Annotated in this window: 21 protein-coding genes; 14 read left to right on the forward strand and 7 right to left on the reverse strand. The window is 70.0% G+C overall.

Annotated features, from left to right (window positions below):
• Window positions 1-101: 101 nt before the first annotated feature.
• The 11 genes from ABZ564_RS11305 to ABZ564_RS11355 all read left to right on the forward strand — a co-directional run bounded on the left by ABZ564_RS11305 (window position 102) and on the right by ABZ564_RS11355 (window position 9,925).
• A complete protein-coding gene (locus ABZ564_RS11305; protein ID WP_360853262.1) occupies window positions 102-959 on the forward strand; it encodes a TnsA-like heteromeric transposase endonuclease subunit in 858 nt (285 codons plus the stop codon).
• Window positions 959-3,223 carry a transposase gene (locus ABZ564_RS11310; RefSeq protein ID WP_360853265.1) on the forward strand — a complete coding sequence of 755 codons (2,265 nt, stop codon included), beginning with the start codon at window positions 959-961 and terminating at the stop codon, window positions 3,221-3,223. Before ABZ564_RS11305 ends, ABZ564_RS11310 begins: the two co-directional genes overlap by 1 nt.
• Window positions 3,201-4,454, forward strand: a complete 1,254-nt coding sequence (locus tag ABZ564_RS11315) for an AAA family ATPase (protein ID WP_360853269.1) — start codon at window positions 3,201-3,203, stop codon at window positions 4,452-4,454. The genes ABZ564_RS11310 and ABZ564_RS11315 overlap by 23 nt, the downstream gene beginning before the upstream one ends.
• Window positions 4,451-5,686 carry a TniQ family protein gene (locus ABZ564_RS11320; protein ID WP_360853272.1) on the forward strand — a complete coding sequence of 412 codons (1,236 nt, stop codon included), beginning with the start codon at window positions 4,451-4,453 and terminating at the stop codon, window positions 5,684-5,686. The genes ABZ564_RS11315 and ABZ564_RS11320 overlap by 4 nt, the downstream gene beginning before the upstream one ends.
• Window positions 5,687-5,748: 62 nt before the next feature.
• The gene (locus ABZ564_RS11325) at window positions 5,749-6,288 is read left to right on the forward strand and encodes a hypothetical protein (protein WP_360853275.1); all 540 of its coding nucleotides are present in this window, start codon (window positions 5,749-5,751) and stop codon (window positions 6,286-6,288) included.
• A gap of 240 nt (window positions 6,289-6,528) precedes the next feature.
• Entirely contained in the window at window positions 6,529-6,819 is a 291-nt protein-coding gene (locus ABZ564_RS11330; RefSeq protein WP_360853278.1) for a hypothetical protein, read from the forward strand.
• Window positions 6,820-6,898: 79 nt separating this feature from the next.
• A complete protein-coding gene (locus tag ABZ564_RS11335) occupies window positions 6,899-7,444 on the forward strand; it encodes a hypothetical protein (protein WP_360853281.1) in 546 nt (181 codons plus the stop codon).
• A gap of 354 nt (window positions 7,445-7,798) precedes the next feature.
• Window positions 7,799-8,059 carry a hypothetical protein gene (locus ABZ564_RS11340; protein ID WP_360853284.1) on the forward strand — a complete coding sequence of 87 codons (261 nt, stop codon included), beginning with the start codon at window positions 7,799-7,801 and terminating at the stop codon, window positions 8,057-8,059.
• A 262-nt stretch (window positions 8,060-8,321) separates the two neighbouring features.
• Window positions 8,322-8,753: a helix-turn-helix transcriptional regulator gene (locus ABZ564_RS11345; RefSeq protein ID WP_360853287.1), complete on the forward strand. Its 432-nt coding sequence runs from the start codon at window positions 8,322-8,324 to the stop codon at window positions 8,751-8,753.
• A 50-nt stretch (window positions 8,754-8,803) separates the two neighbouring features.
• Window positions 8,804-9,475 carry a hypothetical protein gene (locus tag ABZ564_RS11350; RefSeq protein WP_360853290.1) on the forward strand — a complete coding sequence of 224 codons (672 nt, stop codon included), beginning with the start codon at window positions 8,804-8,806 and terminating at the stop codon, window positions 9,473-9,475.
• 114 nt (window positions 9,476-9,589) lie between these two features.
• Window positions 9,590-9,925 carry a DUF2516 family protein gene (locus tag ABZ564_RS11355; RefSeq protein ID WP_360853293.1) on the forward strand — a complete coding sequence of 112 codons (336 nt, stop codon included), beginning with the start codon at window positions 9,590-9,592 and terminating at the stop codon, window positions 9,923-9,925.
• Here the strand turns inward: ABZ564_RS11355 and ABZ564_RS11360 are convergent.
• The 3 genes from ABZ564_RS11360 to ABZ564_RS11370 form a co-directional block, all read right to left on the reverse strand.
• Window positions 9,907-11,244: a SpoIIE family protein phosphatase gene (locus ABZ564_RS11360; protein ID WP_360853296.1), complete on the reverse strand. Its 1,338-nt coding sequence runs from the start codon at window positions 11,242-11,244 to the stop codon at window positions 9,907-9,909. The two genes, ABZ564_RS11355 and ABZ564_RS11360, sit on opposite strands and share 19 nt — an antisense overlap.
• Window positions 11,245-11,727: 483 nt before the next feature.
• Complete coding sequence (locus ABZ564_RS11365; RefSeq protein ID WP_360853299.1) at window positions 11,728-12,810, reverse strand: NlpC/P60 family protein; 1,083 nt, start codon at window positions 12,808-12,810, stop codon at window positions 11,728-11,730.
• A gap of 286 nt (window positions 12,811-13,096) precedes the next feature.
• Window positions 13,097-13,876, reverse strand: a complete 780-nt coding sequence (locus ABZ564_RS11370) for a class I SAM-dependent methyltransferase (RefSeq protein ID WP_360853302.1) — start codon at window positions 13,874-13,876, stop codon at window positions 13,097-13,099.
• A gap of 211 nt (window positions 13,877-14,087) precedes the next feature.
• Here ABZ564_RS11370 and mshA point away from each other — a divergent pair, with 211 nt between their 5' ends.
• Window positions 14,088-15,452: a D-inositol-3-phosphate glycosyltransferase gene (gene mshA, locus ABZ564_RS11375; protein WP_360853305.1), complete on the forward strand. Its 1,365-nt coding sequence runs from the start codon at window positions 14,088-14,090 to the stop codon at window positions 15,450-15,452.
• A 67-nt stretch (window positions 15,453-15,519) separates the two neighbouring features.
• On the forward strand, window positions 15,520-16,110 hold the full coding sequence (locus ABZ564_RS11380) for a YbjN domain-containing protein (RefSeq protein WP_360853308.1): 591 nt from the start codon (window positions 15,520-15,522) through the stop codon (window positions 16,108-16,110).
• Between the two features lie 7 nt (window positions 16,111-16,117).
• Here the strand turns inward: ABZ564_RS11380 and ABZ564_RS11385 are convergent, their stop codons facing one another.
• The gene (locus ABZ564_RS11385; protein WP_360853311.1) at window positions 16,118-17,134 is read right to left on the reverse strand and encodes an aminoglycoside phosphotransferase family protein; all 1,017 of its coding nucleotides are present in this window, start codon (window positions 17,132-17,134) and stop codon (window positions 16,118-16,120) included.
• A gap of 197 nt (window positions 17,135-17,331) precedes the next feature.
• On the opposite strand from ABZ564_RS11385, the gene ABZ564_RS11390 reads away from it, so the two are divergent.
• Entirely contained in the window at window positions 17,332-18,135 is an 804-nt protein-coding gene (locus ABZ564_RS11390) for a hypothetical protein (RefSeq protein WP_360853314.1), read from the forward strand.
• A gap of 7 nt (window positions 18,136-18,142) precedes the next feature.
• Here the strand turns inward: ABZ564_RS11390 and ABZ564_RS11395 are convergent, their stop codons facing one another.
• From ABZ564_RS11395 to ABZ564_RS11405, 3 genes are all read right to left on the reverse strand, one after another.
• Window positions 18,143-18,385, reverse strand: coding sequence for a hypothetical protein (locus tag ABZ564_RS11395; RefSeq protein ID WP_147974998.1), 243 nt, complete (start codon window positions 18,383-18,385; stop codon window positions 18,143-18,145).
• Window positions 18,382-18,630 (reverse strand): hypothetical protein, encoded by a 249-nt coding sequence (locus ABZ564_RS11400; RefSeq protein WP_360853318.1) that lies wholly within the window; start codon window positions 18,628-18,630, stop codon window positions 18,382-18,384. The genes ABZ564_RS11395 and ABZ564_RS11400 overlap by 4 nt, the downstream gene beginning before the upstream one ends.
• A 138-nt stretch (window positions 18,631-18,768) precedes the next feature.
• A complete protein-coding gene (locus tag ABZ564_RS11405; protein WP_360853321.1) occupies window positions 18,769-19,527 on the reverse strand; it encodes a phosphoglyceromutase in 759 nt (252 codons plus the stop codon).
• Between the last annotated feature and the right edge of the window lie 4 nt (window positions 19,528-19,531).

A 19,531-nucleotide genomic window follows, 5' to 3' on the forward strand; every position in this document is an offset into this window, starting at 1 on the left:
ATTCACACGGTAGTTGTCACTTCCGGGCGTTTCCAGGCCGATTTGTCACCGGGTTCGGAGACTGACCTGCTTGCGGCTCTCGACGGTGGTCATGTGGTGGTGTGGATGGAACGCATTCCCCCGTACAGCCGCTGTTCCTTGCTGCGGTCTCGGCCAGTGGCCTGTGGTCGCACAGCTGCCGGTGGGAGGACCTGCTCGTTCCGGTGTCGGTGGCATCGGGCAGGGACGGCCTGGACCTTGGGCCGGAGTGGACCCGCCGCTGGACGGCGACCTGGCGGACAGCGGGCGGCGAGGTGTCGTGCACCGTGCGGGACCTGGCTCTCACGGGTATCGCGGACGGAACGCCGATGCGTCGGTTCTCCTGGCGCCGGTCCCAGCGGCATCGCCCCAGCCTGCAATTCCTCGTCAGCACCGGCTGTCATCACGGGGCCGAAAGTCTGGAGGAGGCACGTCTGCTCCTGGTCCTCGACTTCGCGGCCGGACTTGTCGACGTGCTGTCGCAGCCCATGCGGCTGCGGTTCGACACCGCGACCGGACGCAGGGGACATATCCCGGACTTCCTGGCGGTGACACGGACCGGTACCTGGCTGATCGATGTACGGCCACGCACGCTCATCGCCCCGGAGGACCTGGAGGCGTTCGCCGCGTCCGCCGAGGTCGCGCTGGCGTGCGGCTGGCATTACATCGTCGCCGCAGGCTGGAAAGAGCACGTCACCGCCGCGGTCGACGCCTTCTCCTCCCAGCGCCGCCCCCTGTCCGACCCGCTGGGGCTGCGACCAGCGCTTGTGGCTGCGGCCTGCGGCGGCAGAACGTTCGGCGAGGTCGTGGACACCACACCATTTCCGCCGCTTGCCCGCGCTCAGCTCCTGCATCTGCTCTGGCATCGGCGCCTCGGCTGCGACCTGAGCAGGCCGTTCGGCGACCGGTCCGTGGTGACCAATCCGGCTGGGGAGGCATGATGAGGACGGCCAATGTCCTGGACCTGTCTCCCGGTGCCGCTCTGGTGCTGGACGGCACGCAGTGGACGGTCGAACGCCGAGAACCGGAATTGGGCCGGGTCCACATGGTCCACGACGACGGCACCCGGCAGCCTATGAGCTTCCGCTTCCTTGCCAATCACCCCAACTGCCGCCCCTCGTCCACGACTGCGGCTCGTGGCGCTGGCCGGGGCCGTCAGCCCAAGACGCAGGCGGACCTGGAACCGGGACGGCGGGAGATCGCCGCATGCCGGCTGGCCCATCTGCTGGAGGTGGAGACCGGCTTCCGCAGCGGCGACCCGCTGCGGCCGGGGCCGGGTGAGCCGAAACCGGAGTACGACCCGGCCACCACGACGCTGACCGCTCGCCGCCTCGCGAAGGTCGCAGAACTGGCTGCCATGCACCGGCAGCAGGCCAAACTCCTGGGCCTGGACCGGGTCGGCTACCGCACCCTGATCCGCTGGGACCGCCGGCGCCACGAGGCCGGGCTGGTCGGCTGCGCGGACGAGCGCTGGCTGCGCGAGAGCGGCGGCCACCCCAGCATCACCGAGGAGATCCGCGAGGCGATCTTCGCGGTCCGCGCGGAGACCTTGCACCGATCGAAGGTGACCATGCGGACCCGGGCACGCATGATCCACCAGTACGTACGCGAGACTTTCCCCGACCGGGACGTCAGCGTCCCCAGCTATCAGACTCTGTGGGTGGTCTGGCGCGAGTGGTTCGGACCGGGAGGGGCCCGCCAGCGCTACGCGCGCTCGGCCGAACTGCCCGCGAAGAACGGGCACGTGCTCGTCCACCGGCCCGGCCAGGTGATCGCACTGGACACCACGGTGCTGCCCGTGATGGTCCGCGAGGGCGTGTTCGGCGACCCTGTGAAGTGTCACCTCACGCTCGCCATGGACGTGCACACACATTCCCTCTGCGCCTTCCGGCTCACCCTGGTCTCCGACCAGTCAGTGGACGTGGCGATGCTGCTGAGGGACGTGATGCTGCCGCTGCCCATGCGGTCCGACTGGGGCGAGGAACTGGAGTGGCCCTACCCGGGCCTGCCCGCCGCGGTGGTCGCCGAGTTTGCCGGGCACAAGGTCGCTGGTCTGCCATTCTTCGCTCCGGAGACAGTGACCACCGACCACGGGTCTGTCTACCGCAATCACCACTTGGTCGACGTCCAGCGGGTGCTCGGATGCAACATCCTTCCCAGCCGTGTCCTGCGTCCCACGGACAAGTCTGCCTGCGAGCGGGCGTTCGGCGCGGTCAGGTCGCTGCTGTTCGAGCAGTTGCCCGGCTACACCGGCATCGACCCCGCCGACCGCGGCGCTGACCCCGAAGGCGATGCGGTGCTGACCATCGACGAGATGGAGCACACGATCGCCACCTGGATCGTTGCCGTCTGGCAACGGCGGCGGCTGGGCGAGTACGCGCCCAGCTGGGATCCCGGAGGTGATCACAGCCCCAACTCGCTGTTCGCCGCCTCGTTCGCACAGGCCGGCTTCGCGATGGATGTTCCCTCGCCGGAGCTGTTCTACGAACTGCTGCCCGTTCACTACGTCCACAAGATCGACGCCCGGCGCGGGGTGAAGATCCGGGGGCTTTGGTATGACGGCCCTGCTCTGGATGTCTACCGGGGCCAGCGCTCGACCCGCGGCGGCCGGCACAAGGGCCAGTGGGTCATCCGCCGAGACCCCAGAGACCGCCGCAGCGTGTTCTTCCAGGACCCGCTCGCCCACGACTGGCACCCCTTGGCCTGGACCGGGCTGCCTCCCGACGGCCAGGCCCCCGCCTTCGGCGATGCACGCGTACGCGAACTACTCAAGAAGGCCGAAGCCTGCGGTCTGAGGCCCCTCACTGACGACGAACTGTTGCCGGTCCTCCTGGAGTTGCTTGGCTCCCGCTTCCCGGTGAGCCAGTGGAAGACTCGGCTGCCGAAGTCCGCGCGGATCGAGCACGCCCGCGAGGTCGGCCAGGCCCACGCCGCCCGGACAGACCGCCCGACGAGCACGACACCGGACACTCCGGCCCACCAGCAGGCGGCGGGGGCGGTGGTGACTCCGCTGCACTGGCCGGAGAGGGCCCGACAGGCTGACGCCAGCATCGACAGCGCACGACGTCATCGCCGCGAACAGGCCCTCCCCGCCCGGCCCAAGCCCCCGCCGCCGCTCGGCGCGTCTTCGCGCACACGTGATCTGTTCTTGCTGCCCGAGGACGATGAGGAGGGCCTGCCCGATGGCGGACCGAGCACCGGATGACAGCGGAATCGTCCCGTTTCTGCGGGCCGGACCGCCGCCGGACCGCACCCGCCGCGAAGGCTGGCGTCAGTGGCGCGAGCAACGCGACCTGTTCACCCCCGCCCCGAAGCTCTCGCTGGAGCAGTACACGGCCATGAGTCCGCGGCGCCGAGCCCTGCACGACCTGCACCGCACCGCCACCCATATGAACATCGGGCTGCTGGAAACTCCGATGAGCGCGAGGATCACCAAACTCATGCGTGGCCGCCTGCGGAACAACGCGCTGACCTTCGAACCGGGCACCCGCGACGGACTGATGATCAGCGGCGGCGGCTACCTCGGCAAGACCGAGACGGCCTGCGCCGCCGCGGCCGCCTTCGAGGACGTCTGGCGCGATCTGCACCGCCAGCTCCTGCCCCCACCGACCGAAGGAACCCGGGACCTCTTCGTTCCCGTCGCCTACTGCCGCACACCGGTTCGGGCCACACCGAAGGGACTTTGCGCTGTCATCCTCGACTTCTTCGGCGCCCCGCTCCCCAAGACGCTCAACAGCATGATCCGTGCCGTCAGGGACTCCCTGCGCGACCATCGCACCACCGCCTTGCTGCTGGACGACATCACCAGGCTCCGCCTCCACCGCGAAGACGACCAGGACACCCTTGACCTCATCCGCGAGCTGATGGACCTGAACGTCACCCTCGTCCTCATCGGCGTTGATATTCCCAACTCGGGCCTGGTCAGGGGTGGTTATCCAGATCCCCGTACCGGCCAGTGGATCGTCCCGCCTGTCAGCACCGGCAAGAGCTTCAACCCGGCCGCTGCCACGCAAACCGAACGCCGCTTCGATCTGGTCGACCTCGATCCCTTCGACTACGACACCACCGACGGCATCACGGCCTTCCTTGACCACCTCGCCGGGATCGAGGACCGCCTCCGGCTCTTCCACGCCTGGCCAGGCATGCTCACCGAGGGCGAGATGCCCGAGTACCTCTATCGCCGCACCCACGGCATCGTCGGTCTACTCAAACGGCTCATCGAGGACGGCAGCACCGATGCGATCGAGTCCGGCACTGAGAAACTCACCCCCGAACAACTGGCCGCCATCCCCATCCGGCTGGGCAACATCACCGACCGGGACCCCTCCGAAATCCCGCCGATCCCCCAGACTGCTGAACCCGTCCCGCGCACTCCCCGCCGCCGGGGCCGCAACACCGTCTTCGACGACACCGGCCGAGCCGCGGAAGCACCATGACCACGCCCGACCTGCGTGAACTGCCCCGCAGCCTGACCCCGCTCAGCGACGAAAGCCTGCCCGGGTACCTGCTGAGGCTTTCCTGCCGACTCCACGTCCCCGTCGCCCACACAGCGGCCCGCACCGGCCTTGCCCGGCGAGCCAGCACCAACGCGAACGTCTTTCTGCCCGTCCGCCTCCTGCACAGGGCTGACGACAACCTCCTCGCGAACTTCATCCGCACCACTCGCCTCAGCGCTGTCGAGGCCACCAACCTGTTCACGTTCCCGCTCGGGGACCGCTACGGCCCGCTCAACCCCGAACTCATGTCCCACTCCAACTCCAGACCCCTCGTCCGCAACGCTCGGTGGTTCTTCGGACGATGGACCCGATACTGCCCCGACTGCCTCACCGGCGACGGCAGCCCGATCCAGAACCAACTCGGCGGACCCTGGAAACGGCACTGGCGCCTTCCCACCGTCTTCGCCTGCCCCCGCCACCGAGCCCTGCTGCACAACGCTTGTCCTCAGTGTGGGAACGCGGCACTCACGGACGCCACGAACTTCCTGCCCCGAGCAGCGACAGAGCCCCTTCACCCCACCCTTTGCCGTGCGCCGACGCACACCCGCTACCTTCGAGCCCCACAGCCTCCGACCTGCAAAAATGACCTGGCGAAAACTGCCAGCACGACAGTCGACGACGCCACCATGAGCGTCGTTCTCGCGCTACAGAATCGGCTCCTGGACCTGCACAATCCCCACGGTCCGGCCGTCATCAGCAGCGTCGGCTGGCAGCAGAGCCCCGCCCAATACTTCCTGGACCTCCGAGCCGTGACCTGGCTGATCCTCCTGTCCTGGCCCGATACCCAGCGCTACGCGCTCACCCCAACCCTGGCTGACGCAGTCGCCCGCACAGCCGAGAACGCGCGCATCGCCGCGCAGGGGCAAAGGGACAGGCCAGGCAAGCGACACCCTTCCATCGCTTACACCGATCCGCCCATCGACCCGCTGGCCGCCGCAGCCGTCTTCGGGATCGCCGAACAACTCCTCGCCACCGACTACGACGCCACATTCGGGATCTTCAGCCCGCTCATCACCCGAGCCCGAAGCATCGAACCCACCATGGGCCACCTGCAACGAGCGCTCCACGCATCACAGCCGCTACGAGTCACGCTCAGCCACCACAAACACGACGTCTGGAAGAGAGGCAGAGAACGTCTCGTCCGCGAGCACCCCGAACTCACTCCCATGTGACTGAGCTGCCGCATCTGGTGGGAATCGGCAACCGAAGCGCTGAGCGTGGGAATGTTGCGCCCATGACGGCCAATCAGCATGACGTGCCCGCCGACCTGACTGCCATTGAGGCTGCCCTCGGCCGCATGGTCCACCGCGCTGGAACATTGGAGACCGTGGTCCGCTTCGCTGGGGAGGCCCTCGCCTCCACGCGGGAGGACCGCGACGAGCTCGCGGGTACCACTGCGGGCAGGGTGCTCAGCCTCACAGAGAAGATCGCGGGCGACAGCAAGGACGTCTCCCCCGAGGAGTACGCCGAGCTCACCGCGATATTCGCCGAGATCCGGCCCCGTCTGGACAGCCGGAACGTCTACATCCACGGCGGGTGGGTACGCATGGGGGGCCAACTCGTCGCGTTCAACAAGAAGAAGAACGTCGAGGCGAACGCAAAGAAAGACATTGCGGCAGACAAGTACCGAGTCGAAACGCGGCCCGTGGCTGTCGAGGAGCTCAACGAGTTGTCCATCGCGCTGCTCGACCTGTCGAACCGCGTCTTCGACTGGACCGACGCCATTCTGCGCCGGAAGAACCCCGACCTCTACCCCGCCGATGCGAACAAATAGAGGAAACACGAATGATTCGCATCACGATTATTGATAACACCTGAAAAGGGTCATTCTGGCGGACTATCTCGCGGCACCGCAGGGCGGCTTGATGTGGGCTCTAGGCGTTTTGCATACCTTCTGACAGGATCCACGCTCATGAACAGACATACGCCACAATGGCAGCCCTCTGCCTCGCGACCGGCGCGTAGATTCAATGTCAGGCGCCTTGTGCTATCGGCCTTGGTCCTGACGGGCCTGATGGTGATCGGGATCTTTGTGGATGAGGGTGACCCCAAGAACGCGGACCCGGTGGTGGGGGGCTGCCTGGCCACCAGTGGCAAAGAGCCGATCGTGGCCGAGTGCGACTCAGCAGAGGCCGACGTCAAGATCCTTCGGATACTTCCCGGTGAAACGGTTGATGGGTGCTTGGCCGTGGCGGGGGTCACTGACGCGTACGTCCTCAAGGAGAGCATCCGCGTTGGCGGTGACGACGGAATCGACGTTGGTGAGACGGGGACGAGCGTCTTGTGTGTAGGTGCCAACAACTAGCGCGTGGTGGAGAGCCGTGATCAGTTGGCTCGCGCCCCATCTATTGCCATCTCGTGATTGTGACCACAAGGGAATACCTATGAGCCTGTTCAGGCGTAACCGAGCCACCGCCGCGGGAGAGGCGTCGTACGTACCGCTTGCCCGCCCTCGCCTGCACGAGGACCGTCTGCTCGACAGTGCCTGGATGGCACAAGCAGGGAAGAAGGCTGTTTCGCAAGCCATGCGCCTCGGCCCCCGCACTCACGACCTATTCGAGCGCGACCAAAGCATGCTCTACCACGCAACCCAGGCGACGGGGGCATATGTGAAGCTGCTTGAAGAGCGCTTGAAGGCGGCACCTGACGGGATCCCCGTAGCCTCGCCGGACCACCTTCTCCTCTGCGCCTCCGTTGGCTACACGATAGCCAGCATCGAGGGGGTCGAACGTTGGCTGCGGGCGGGATACACCCACCCAATCGTTCACGCCGGGTTGATTATTTACTACACGACCAACCTCAAGGGGGAGGAAGGCGTGAGTCTCAGGCTGGCAGTGGAGACGGGGTACTACGCGGCCCGGGCGGGCGCTGGAGCACTCGGCGCGGAGACGCCTGACAGCGTGCTCCGTGAGCTGCTGCCGAAGTCGTGACCACTTGTCTTGCCGCAGCGTAACTGGCGGCGTGATGCTGACCTGCGCCGGTTCCATGCCGTTTGAGAATCTCGGGCCCGCCGTTCTTTGTCGTTGAGGAGGTCGAGGAGACCGCCTCAACGATGAACCTCCGTGGAAGACTTCAGCCCGCACAGCATCGGCGAGGGGGCGGGGATGGACCAGAGCGTTGACGTACACATGAAGCGACCGCGTGATGGCAACGGCTCTTACGAGAAGCCGCGCTGGGAGCCGGACCGTGTCGAGGTCCGGAGTGAGAGCAGCAGAGGGGCGTGCGGGTGTCCGTGCGATCAAGCGCACCTCTATCACCTGCGGAAGTCGTGCAAGAAGACAATCGTGGCCGACGCGGTCACGCTGGTCGGCTCTCATCCGGTTCCGCTGTGCGGGCCGTGCGCGGCCGTCCAGTTGTCCCAGATGGAGAGGGGGCGCCGACCACACCAGCTAACGAAGGCCCAGCGGCAGGCGAACTTCGTCGGCAGCCTGGCCGCCCTCTTCTTCTTCGCGGGACTGGTCTGGTACTTCGGAGACGGCCAGGCTGCCCTTGCGGTGCTCTTCGGTGCGTTCGTCGGCGGTTGTGTCTGGGAGCGGAACAAGTGACGGCACGAGCGTGCGACCAGATCCCTCCCAGAGAGACAGCCCTTGCCGTAAAACTCAGCCCGGCCGTGATCCATTGAGAATCCGCCACGCCCCATGAGAGGCCGTGAGAGCCAGCCGACTGGGATCAGGAGAGCGCCTATCAGTGACAGAAACCCCTGGAAGGTGACATCTATCGCTGGAAGTCACAGCCGTCCGAGTGGCGGGGGAACACTTTTGCAAGCGTGTGCTTGCAAAAGTTAGCAAGCGGGTGCAGCATCGAGGCATGGCCTCACTCAACGTCGGCAATCTCGGCGACTATCTGCGTGAGCAGCGCCGCAGTGCGCAGCTCTCGCTGCGGCAGCTCGCCGATGCCGCCGGCGTGTCCAACCCCTACCTCAGCCAGATCGAGCGCGGGCTGCGCAAGCCCAGCGCCGAGGTGCTCCAGCAGGTCGCGAAAGCGCTGCGCATCTCCGCCGAGACCCTGTACGTACGGGCCGGGATCCTGGACGAGCGGCAGCAGGACGAGCTGGAGACGCGGGCGGTGATCCTCGCCGACCCGTCGATCAACGAGCGCCAGAAGAGCGTGCTGCTCCAGATCTACGCCTCCTTCCGCAAGGAGAACGGGTTGGACGACGAGTCCGGGGCGGCCGAGGGGGACGCGTCCGGTGCGGGCGCTCCCTTCAATGCCGACGGCAGTGCTGCCGATACAGCTTGAGAGCTCCATCACCCTCACACCGAGCCTGATGATCCGGGAGGACCACAGTCATGGCCATCACCGATGACCTGCGCAAGACCCTCACCGACCCGACCCCCCTCTACTTCGCCGCCGGCACCGCCGACCTCGCCGTCCGTCAGGCCCGCAAGGTCCCGGCGCTGCTCGAACAGCTGCGGGCCGAGGCGCCCGAGCGCATCGAGGCCGTGCGCAACACCGATCCCAAGGCCGTGCAGGAGAAGGTCGCCGAGCAGGCCCGGGAGGCGCAGGCCACCCTGCAGGCCAAGGTCACCGAGGTGATCGGCGCCTTCGACACCGACCTGAAGAAGCTCGGCGAGAACGCCCAGGACCTGGCGCTGCGCGGGGTGGGCGTGGCCGCCGAGTACGCGGTCCGGGCCCGTGAGGCGTACGAGAAGGTCGCCGAGCGCGGCGAGCGCACCGTGCGGACGTGGCGGGGCGAGACCGCCGACGAGATCGTGGAGATCGCCGTCGTCGTCGAGCCGCGCAAGGAGTCGAAGCCGGCCGCCGGGCAGGCCACCACCACGAAGACCGCCCCTGGGGCCAAGCCGGCCACCGCCAAGCCCGCCCCGGCCTCGAAGCCGGCTGCCGCGAAGCCCGCCGCCACGGCGAAGCCGGGAGCCGCCGCCAAGCCCGCCGTCGCCGCCAAGAAGGCGCCCGCCCGCAAGCCCGCCGCGAAGAAGGCCACGCCGCCCTCCGCGAAGTAGCCGTGCCGTCCGGCAGGTGTGCCGGGACGGCAGGCGGGCACATTCCGGGTGGCCCGTTCGTTGTCCCGGTACCTTGGCCGCGAGGCGCTATCCACTGACTAGGCGGTGCACATCATGTTGCTCGAAGGCTTCAACTCGTTCCTCGGGCTGCTCTACACGGCCATGCTCGTCCTCGCCGTGGTCGCGCTGGTCATGGCCCTGATGGCCCGTGAGGACGCCTACCGCGCCGCGGACAAGCAGAAGAAGTCGTTCTGGCTGGTCATTCTCGGTGTCGCGGTGGCCGTGAACCTCTGGGTGCCCTTCCTCTTCCTCCAGCTCGCCGGGCTGATCGCCAGCATCGTCTTCTTCGTCGATGTACGGCCCGCCCTCAAGGCGGTCTCCGGCGGGGGCCGCCGAAGCGGTGGCTCCAGCAGCGACGGCCCGTACGGCCCCTACAACGGCGGGCGCTGAGCCCTCGCCGGTGAGGCCGGGCGAGGGCGTGGGATGTTCACGCTCCGCCCGCCGCCCTGAGGCCTGTGCCGTGCGGTTTCCTCGTCGCGGTCGAGCAGCAGGACCGCGACGTCGTCGGTCAGCTCGCCGCCGTTCAGCTCCCGCACCTGGGTGACCGCGGCCTCCAGCAGGTCCTCGCCGGTCAGCCCCTCGGCCAGCTGTCGGTTGACCATCGCCACCATGCCGTCCTGGCCCAGCCGCTGCGTGCCGTCGCCGACGCGGCCCTCGATCAGGCCGTCCGTGTACATCATCAGGCTCCAGGAGCCGCCCAGCTCCACCTGCCGGCGCGGCCACCGCGCACGCGGCAGCAGGCCCAGGGCCGGTCCGCCGTCCTCGTACGGGAGCAGCCGCGCGCTCCGTCCCCGGCGGGTGATCAGCGGGGCGGGGTGGCCCGCCAGGCACAGGCCCGCGCGGCGGCCGTCCGGGGCGATGTCCACGGTGCAGAGCGTCGCGAAGATCTCCTCGCTCTCCCGCTCGTGCTCCAGGACCTGCTGGAGCGTGGACAGCAGTTCGTCGCCGCACAGCCCCGCCAGCGTCAACGCCCGCCAGGCTATGCGCAGTTCCACGCCGAGCGCCGCCTCGTCCGGGCCGTGGCCGCAGACGTCGCCGATCATCGCGTGGACCGTGCCGTCCGGGGTGCGGACCGTGTCGTAGAAGTCCCCGCCGAGCAGCGCGCGGCTGCGGCCCGGGCGGTAACGCGCCGCGAAGCGCAGGTCGGAGCCGTCGAGCAGCGGGGTGGGGAGCAGTCCGCGTTCCAGCCGGGCGTTCTCCTGGGCGCGCAGCCGGGACTCGGTGAGCTGGTGCTGTGCGACGTCGGCGCGTTTGCGTTCCACGGCGTAGCGGATGGCCCGGCTGAGCAGCCTGCTGTCCAGTTCGCCCCGGAACAGGTAGTCCTGCGCACCCACCCGGACCGCCTCGGCGGCCAGTTCGGCGTCGTCCTCCGCGGTGAGGGCGAGCACGGCGTGCCGGGGCGCGATGCGCAGCACGTGCTTGAGGGTGGCGAGCCCGTCCTCCTCGCCCTCCCGGTCGCCACGCGTCTCCGCGCCGGCCGCCAGGGCCAGGTCCAGCAGGATGCAGTCCACGTCGTCGGTGAGGAGCCGGCCCGCCTCGGTGAGGTTGCGGGCGGCACGGATACGGACCCGGGCACCGGCCGCGGCGGAGAGTTCCGGAGCGGTGAAGGTGCCCGCAGGGTCGTCCTCGATCACCAGGAGCGTGAGGCCGGCGCCGGAGCTGTTCTCCGCGGCGGGGGCGGAAGACGGCTGCGGTACGGGTACGGGCATCGGTTCGGGTTTCCTTCCCTCCCCCCGAGGGCACGGCGGAGCGACGATCGACGACCCGCCAGACGGGGACCATAGCGGTACGGGCGGCGGGAACGGAATGCCGACTCACGCGCGGTGTCCGGCATATGCACCGTCATAAGCCGCGTCCCACCACGGATCAGGCACGATGGGCCGTCCCGCGGCCCCGTACGACGGCATGACAAAGGTCACGCCGACGCGGAGGACGTAGTGGCCCGGCTCACGCCGGCCCGAGGGAGACCCGGGGTGCGGCGTGCCCCGGGGAGACCCGAGGTGCGGCGTGCCCCGGGGAGACCCGAGGTGCGGCGCGTCCGAGGGAGACCCGGGGCCGGGGCGAAACCCGGCCCGCCCGCCGCGCCGTCGGTGTACCGCACCCCGCCCTGCCCGGGCCCGGCCCGCCGTCGGCGTACCGCGCCCCGGCCCGCCGCGCTCCCGTCGCACCGCGCTCCGCCGTCCGCCCCAGGACTACGCGTCGGGGCGGACCACGCCGAGTATCTGCATCGAGCCCGCGCCCGCCAGGGTGACGTCGCGGCCGGGGCGCGGGGCGTGCACGATCTGGCCGTCGCCCACGTACATGCCGACGTGCGTGGCGTCCGCGTGGTAGATGATCAGGTCGCCGGGGCGCATGTCCTTGATCGCGATGTGCGGGAGCAGGCGCCACTGCTCCTGCGAGGTGCGCGGGATCGGCAGGCCCGCCGCCGCCCACGCCTGGGACGTCAGCCCGGAGCAGTCGTACGACTTGGGGCCCTCCGCGCCCCACACGTACGGCTTGCCGATCTGCGTGGTCGCGAAGGCCACCGCCTTCCTGCCGAGCGGGCTCGCCTCGCGGTTGATCTCCTTCAGCGCTCCGGAACCGAGCCAGGCGGTCTGTGCCTGCCGCGCCGCCTCCCGCTCCATCTGGAGGAGCCGGGCGCGCTCCTCCTTCTCCAGCTGCGACTCCAGCTTCTTCGCCGCCGCTATCTGCGCGTTGATCTTCTTCTTGGCCTTGGCCTGCTTGACCCGGCTCGCTTCGAGCTTGGTCCAGTTGGTGCTGGCGTCCTTGGTGTACGTCTCCAAGTCCTGCTGGGTCCTGGTCAGTTGTCCCAGAAGTCCCTTGGTGGCCTGCTGGCCCTGGCGGGCGCGGCTGATCCCGTCGAGGAAGAGCTGCGGGTCGCCGCTGAGCATGAGCCGCGCGCCCGGCGGGAGTCCGGCGTTGCGGTACTGCTCGCGCGCCTGGGCGCCCGCCCGGCTCTTGAGGTCGGCGATCTTCGCCTGTCCCTCGGCTATGGCCTGCGCCAGCTCGACGAGCTCGCCCGACTGCTTCTTGGACTTCTCCTCGGCGAGGTTGTACGTGTCCGTCGCGGCGCCCGCCTTGAGGTACAGCTCGTCGATCTCCGCGCGCACCTCTTCGAGGCTCTTCCTCCCGGGCTCCGCCGGTGCCGCGGAGGGGGCGGACGGCTCGGCCGGTCCGAGTGGTGTCGGTGCGGCGAACGCCTGGACCGGCGAGGCGAGGACTGCCAGCGCGCAGACCAGAGTGAGTGCGGCGGCGGCACAGTGGCGTCGGTACACGAGCTCCCCCTCCGAGCAGTTCCCAACTGTTCGAGCAGTTCCCAAATAGCTGATTAACCGTCAGTAACATGTGGTGTCGACGAGATCGTGCCATGCCGTACCGAAAAGCAACAGAGGCAGACACATCCCGACCTTCGGGCACCACTTCGCTATTCCGTCACTCCCCGCCGTCCCCGCCACTCCGATGCCCACTGACTCCGACGAACGGCACCCCTCCGCCGTTCCCGCCGCAGGGGTGGATTCCGGCGCGCGGAGGGCGCGCCGAGGTGGACGAGAAAGCGCCCCCTCACGACCCCCCGGGCTCCAGCGCCGCCCACTCCACCGTGACTTCCCCCTGCCGCCACCGGCGCACCCCGTCCGTCAGCGGCCAGTCGCCCGAGAGCGCCCGCACCGCCGTGATCCAGCGCTGCCGGGCCCCCAGCGACGCGTACGGTGCCGCGGCCGCCCACGCCCGGTCGAAGTCGCGCAGGAACGCGTGCACCCGCTCACCCGGCACATTGCGGTGGATCAGCGCCTTCGGGAGCCGCTCGGCGAGGTCGGAGGGCCGGTCCAGCGAGCCGAGCCGGGTCGCGAAGGTCACCGTGCGCGGCCCCTCGGGACCCAGCGCCACCCACACGTGCCGGCGCCCGATCTCGTCGCAGGTGCCCTCCACCAGCAGCCCGCCCGGCGCCAGCCGGTCGCACAGCCGCTGCCAGACGGCGGCCACCTCGCCCTCGTCGTACTGGCGCAGCACATTCGCCGCCCGGATCAGCACGGGCCGCTCCGGCGACGGGATCTCGAAACCGCCGTGCCGGAAGGTGAGGCCCTCGCGCGCGTACGGCTGCGCGGCGGCCACCCGCTCCGGGGAGATCTCGATGCCGACCACCGCCGTGCGCGGCTCGGCGGTGCGCAGGCGCTCCAGCAGTTCGACGGCGGTCCAGGGCGCGGCCCCGTAACCGAGGTCGACGGCGACGGGGGAGTCGGCGCGGCGCAGGGCGGGGCCGTGCGTGGCGGCGATCCAGCGGTCCATGCGGCGCAGCCGGTTCGGATTGGTGGTCCCGCGGGTCGCGGTGCCGATCGGGCGCATGACGCAGAGCGTAACGATCCGGGCGGAGGCGGGCACCGGGCGGGCGGGTGGTCATCGCGGCGACACGCCACGTTTATATCGTAATGATTTGGCAAAGCGGAAATGAAAGGAGGGATTCCGCTGTTCCCCACCTTCGAAGGGACCGTGCGCCCCTTCGGTGCCACGCCGTGAATCGTGCCGGCACCGGGGCCCAGCGAGGAGGACGGACGACGTGACCCAGTACGCCTCTCGGCTCGGCAGCAGCCGTGGCGCACCGCGTCGCAGGTTCCCCGCCGGACTCACCGGCTCCTTCACCGCCGGCCACCGCAGGCCGCGGCGCATCGCGATGCTCTCCGTGCACACCTCTCCGCTGCACCAGCCGGGGACGGGCGACGCCGGCGGCATGAACGTGTACATCGTGGAGCTGGCCAAGCGGCTCGCCGCGATCAACATCGAGGTCGAGATCTTCACCCGGTCCACCGCCGGCGGCCTGCCCGCCACCGTGGAGCTGGCCCCCGGCGTCCTCGTCCGGCACGTCGACGCGGGCCCGTACGAGGGCCTGGCCAAGGAGGAGCTGCCCGCCCAGCTCTGCGCCTTCACGCACGGCGTGATGCAGGCGTGGGCCGGCCAGCGCCCCGGCTACTACGACCTCGTCCATTCCCACTACTGGCTCTCCGGGCACGTCGGCTGGCTCGCCGCGCAGCGCTGGGGCGTTCCCCTCGTCCACGCCATGCACACCATGGCCAAGGTCAAGAACGCCGCGCTCGCCGAGGGCGACACCCCCGAGCCCGCCGCCCGCGTCATCGGCGAGACCCAGATCGTCGACGCGGCCGACCGGCTGATCGCGAACACCGCCGAGGAGGCCGACGAGCTCGTCCGCTTCTACGACGCCGAGCCGGAGGCCGTCGCCGTCGTCCACCCCGGCGTCAACCTCGACCGCTTCCGCCCCGCCGACGGCCGCGCCGCCGCCCGCGCCCGCCTGGGCCTGCCGCAGGACGCCCTGATCCCCCTCTTCGCGGGCCGCATACAGCCGCTGAAGGCGCCGGACGTGCTGCTGCGGGCGGTCGCCGTCCTGCTCGACCGCGACCCCGCGCTGCGCTCCCGGATCGTGGTGCCCGTCGTCGGCGGTCCCAGCGGCAGCGGCCTCGCCAAGCCGGAGGGGCTGCAGAAGCTGGCGGCCCGGCTGGGCATCGCGGACGTCGTACGGTTCCACCCGCCGGTCGGGCAGGACCAGCTCGCCGACTGGTTCCGGGCCGCGTCCGTGCTGGTCATGCCCTCGTACAGCGAGTCCTTCGGCCTGGTCGCGGTCGAGGCCCAGGCGACCGGCACGCCTGTCGTCGCGGCGGCCGTGGGCGGCCTCCCGGTGGCCGTACGCGACGGGGTCAGCGGCTTCCTGATACCCGGGCACGATCCGGCCGCGTACGCGCAGGCGCTGGAGCGGTTCGCGGAGGCGCCGGAACTCGTCGCCCGGATGGGCGGGGCGGCGGCGGAGCACGCCCGGCGGTTCGGCTGGGACACGGCGGCCGCGGCCACCGCCGAGGTCTACACGGCGGCGATCCAGGAACACCGCAGGCGGACCCGCGCCCGCCACGCGTGAGGAACCCTGCGCGGTACGGCACCCGCCCCCGCCCGCGCGCCCTTACCACCTGACGTACGCTCGAAACATGGCTGACGCACCCGAGGAACCGGCGAAGAACGAGGTCACGCAGGCCGCGCAGGCCGCGCAGGCCGCACCCGCCACGCAGGTCACTCCGGCCCCGGAGGCCACCCGGGCCGCCCAGGTCCTCGAAGCGTCCTTCGCGGACGCCGGGCTCGACTGGGAGAGCCCCGCGCCGGGCAGTTACGTCGTTCAGCTCCCCGGCACCCGCAAGCTCGCCACCACCTGTTCACTGATCGTGGGCGCCCACAGCCTCTCCCTCAACGCCTTCGTCATCCGGCACCCCGACGAGAACGACGCCGCCGTGCACCGCTGGCTGCTGGAGCGCAATCTGCGCCTGTTCGGCGTGAGTTACGCGATCGACCCGCTCGGGGACGTCTACCTCACCGGCAAGCTGCCGCTCTCCGTCGTGACGCCCGACGAGGTGGACCGGCTGCTCGGCTCCGTGCTGGAGGCGGCCGACGGCGCCTTCAACTCCCTGCTGGAGATCGGTTTCGCGACCGCGATCCGCAAGGAGTACGCCTGGCGGGTCTCGCGCGGCGAGTCCACCCGCAACCTGGACGCCTTCGCGCACCTCACTCAGCGCCCGGAGAGCTGATCCCGCGTCACTCCCGCACCCGCGGCGCGGACTCGACCTCTTCCAGAGCGGCCTCCAGCCGGGGCGCGACCTCGTTCCAGGTCCACTCCAGCCGCTCCCCGCACACGCCGCGCGGCACGGTCTCCACCAGCATGATCAGATACAGATACGCCCGGTAGAGCGCGAGCCGCAGCCGCAGCGAACCGTCGAACTCCACCGGCCCGCCCGGCGCCGCGCCCCCGTAACCGGCCAGGAAGTCCTTGTCGTCCGCGATGTCCCCGAACAGGGCGAGCGACACGAAGTCGGCGGCCGGGTCGCCCCAGAACATCCGCTCCCCGTCGATGATCCCGCCCACCCGGCGGGCCCCCGGCTCGCCTGTGACCAGGATGTTCCCCTGCCACAGGTCGAAGTGGACCAGCGCGGGCCGCGTGACGTCGTCCAGGACGTACGAGGCGGCGCCGAGCAGAGCGCCGATGTCCGCCGGTGTACGGGGCAACCGCGCCGCGTACCTCCTCGCGTCGGCCAGTACCGCGTCCGTCATCGTCGTGAACGCCTCCCGCCAGGTGGGAGCGAGGGGGCCGAGCGCCCCCGACGGATAGCCGAAGCCGCCCGGGGCGGGCACGCCGTGCAGCCGGCCGGTGATCCGTCCGAGAGCGTTGCGCAGCCGCGCCTCCTCCCCGTCGGCCATGGCGCCGGTCAGCTCGTGCCAGGGCTGCCCGGGGCGCGCGGACATGACCACGTACGGGCCCGGGGGAGCGGCCGGATCGAGCTCGGCGCGCACCACGAGGGGCACGGCGGTCTCGGCGGCGAACGGGGCGGCGGCGTGGTAGAACGTCACCTCGTTGACCAGTAGGCCGTGTTCGTACGCGAGGCGGTCGCGGGTGGCCGGCGGCGGTACCTTCACCACCCAGTCCCGCCCGTCCGTCAGCCGGACGCGGCTGACGGCGTTGTACGTGCCCCCGGTGAGGGGTTCGCACGAGGCGATCAGGGAAGACGCGATGCCCGGCGAACCGAGGACATCGGAGAGAACGGAATCGATCGGCACGGCGAACTCCCCCTGAACGGTGGGCGCGAAGTGATCACGACGGCGTCACGATCACCTGCGATGCCCACGGTAAAGGATTGCCAAACCACAGCGGGCTCATAGAGTTGGTTCACCCCCACGCACCCCCATTTCCGGCCGCGCCGAACCCGGCGGGGCCGCACGCGTGCGGGCGAAACACTTTGAGACAAGGACGGGCCATGCGACCCACTGCCATACGCCGTACCGCCGTTGCCGCCACCGTGATGTCCCTCGCCCTGTTCACCGCCGCCTGCGGTTCGGACAGCGAGGACAAGGACAGCGGCAAGGCGGCCGGCTCGTCGGCCCAGCCTTCGGAGAAGGGCGCCGACAAGGGCGCGGACCAGTCCTCCGCCAAGGCCCTGTCCGCCGCCGAGCTGGAGAAGGTCTCGCTGGCGCAGGGCGACGTGGCCGGCCACAAGATCAGCAAGGCCGGTCCGGCCGACGCGATCGACGCCAAGGACGTGACCGTGGACAAGGCCGCCTGCGACGTCTTCGCCGACCTGCTGATGGGTGCCAAGGCCGGTTCGCCCGCCGCGTCCACGCAGCGCAAGGTGGTCAGCGAGCCGAAGAAGGGCGCGGACAAGGACACCGCCGACCCCGAGAAGGCGTTCAAGGCCGCCTTCGACATCACGACCACGCTGACCACGCTCGCCTCGTACGACGGCAAGGGCGCCGAGGAGACGCTGGCCTCGCTGCGCACCGCCGCGACCGACTGCGCGGGCGGCTTCACGCTCACCGCCGCCGGCTCGAAGCAGAAGGTCGCCACGATCACGGAGGAGCAGGTCGAGGGCGGCGAGGAGGCCGCGGCCTGGAAGGTGGCGGTGGAGGCGGACGGCGAGAAGATGACCCTCAAGCTCATCGCGCTGCGCCAGGGCACCACGGTCGCCTCGCTCAGCGCGATGAACCTCGCGGCCATGGACGACGGCGGCGACTTCGGCCTGCCGACCGCGGTGGTCGACGCCCAGGCGAAGAAGCTCGCCTGACCGCTGGTCAGGGGAGCGGGACGAGCCGTACGACGGTGACGGTCAGGACCGACCCGGAGACGTAGTAGAGCACGATCGCCCCGGCGACCGTCGCCTCACGGCGATCGTGTTCCCCCTTGACGGCGGTCGAACCGTGCCCGTACGGCTCGACCCCCAGGGTCCCCGCCATCTCGTCCCGGAAGGTGTCACCGTCCCGCATCTTGGCCAGGGTGTCGTCGGCGGGCGGTGCGTAGGAGATCCGGAAGCTCAAGCGATGCTCCGCCTCTCGGCCTCGTCCCGCGCCAGCCGGTCCAGGATCCGCTCGGCCTCCGGATCGGGCACGGCCTCCAGCATCCAGTGCCGCATCACGGCCTGGATCTCATGCACCCCGGCCTCATTGATCGCCCGGTCGAACTCCGCCCGCCGCCCTTCCGGCAACGCGTCACGGATCGCCGGAATGCTGTTGGGCACCTCGACCTCGGCACCCCCGACAAAGGTCTTCAAAGGCTCACCCATGACCGCCCTCCCGCTCTTCCCCGCATGGGGCACAGGGTACGGGCCGGGGTGACGCGCGTCACTTCCGCCCGCCGGGCCCGGGGCACGAAGAGGCCCCCGCCCGGTGGTGCGGGGCGGGGGCCTTCTCGGGGGCAGGGGCTACTTCTTGCCCTGGTTCTTCACGGCCTCGATGGCCGCCTGCGCGGCGTCCGCGTCGAGGTACGTGCCGCCCGGGTTCAGGGGGCGGAAGTCCGCGTCGAGTTCGTAGGTGAGCGGGATGCCCGTCGGGATGTTCAGGCCCGCGATGTCGGCGTCGGAGATGCCGTCGAGGTGCTTGACCAGGGCGCGGAGGCTGTTGCCGTGGGCGGCGACCAGGACCGTGCGGCCGGTCAGGAGGTCCGGGACGATGCCGTCGTACCAGTACGGCAGCATGCGGACGACGACGTCCTTCAGGCACTCCGTGCGCGGACGCAGCTCCGGCGGGATCGTCGCGTAGCGCGCGTCGTCGCTCTGGGAGAACTCGGTGCCGTCCTCGAGGGCGGGCGGCGGGGTGTCGTACGAGCGGCGCCAGAGCATGAACTGCTCCTCGCCGAACTCGGCGAGCGTCTGGGCCTTGTCCTTGCCCTGGAGGGCGCCGTAGTGGCGCTCGTTCAGGCGCCAGGAGCGGTGGACGGGGATCCAGTGGCGGTCCGCGGCCTCCAGCGCGAGCTGGGCGGTGCGGATGGCGCGCTTCTGGAGGGAGGTGTGCAGCACGTCGGGGAGCAGGCCGGCGTCCTTCAGCAGCTCACCGCCGCGGACCGCCTCCTTCTCGCCCTTCTCGGTGAGGTTGACGTCCACCCAACCGGTGAACAGGTTCTTCGCGTTCCATTCGCTCTCGCCGTGGCGGAGGAGGATCAGCTTGTACGGTGCGTCGGCCATGAGT

This window comes from Streptomyces sp. NPDC019224 (assembly GCF_040632605.1).
In the GTDB taxonomy this organism is placed as follows: Bacteria; Actinomycetota; Actinomycetes; order Streptomycetales; family Streptomycetaceae; genus Streptomyces.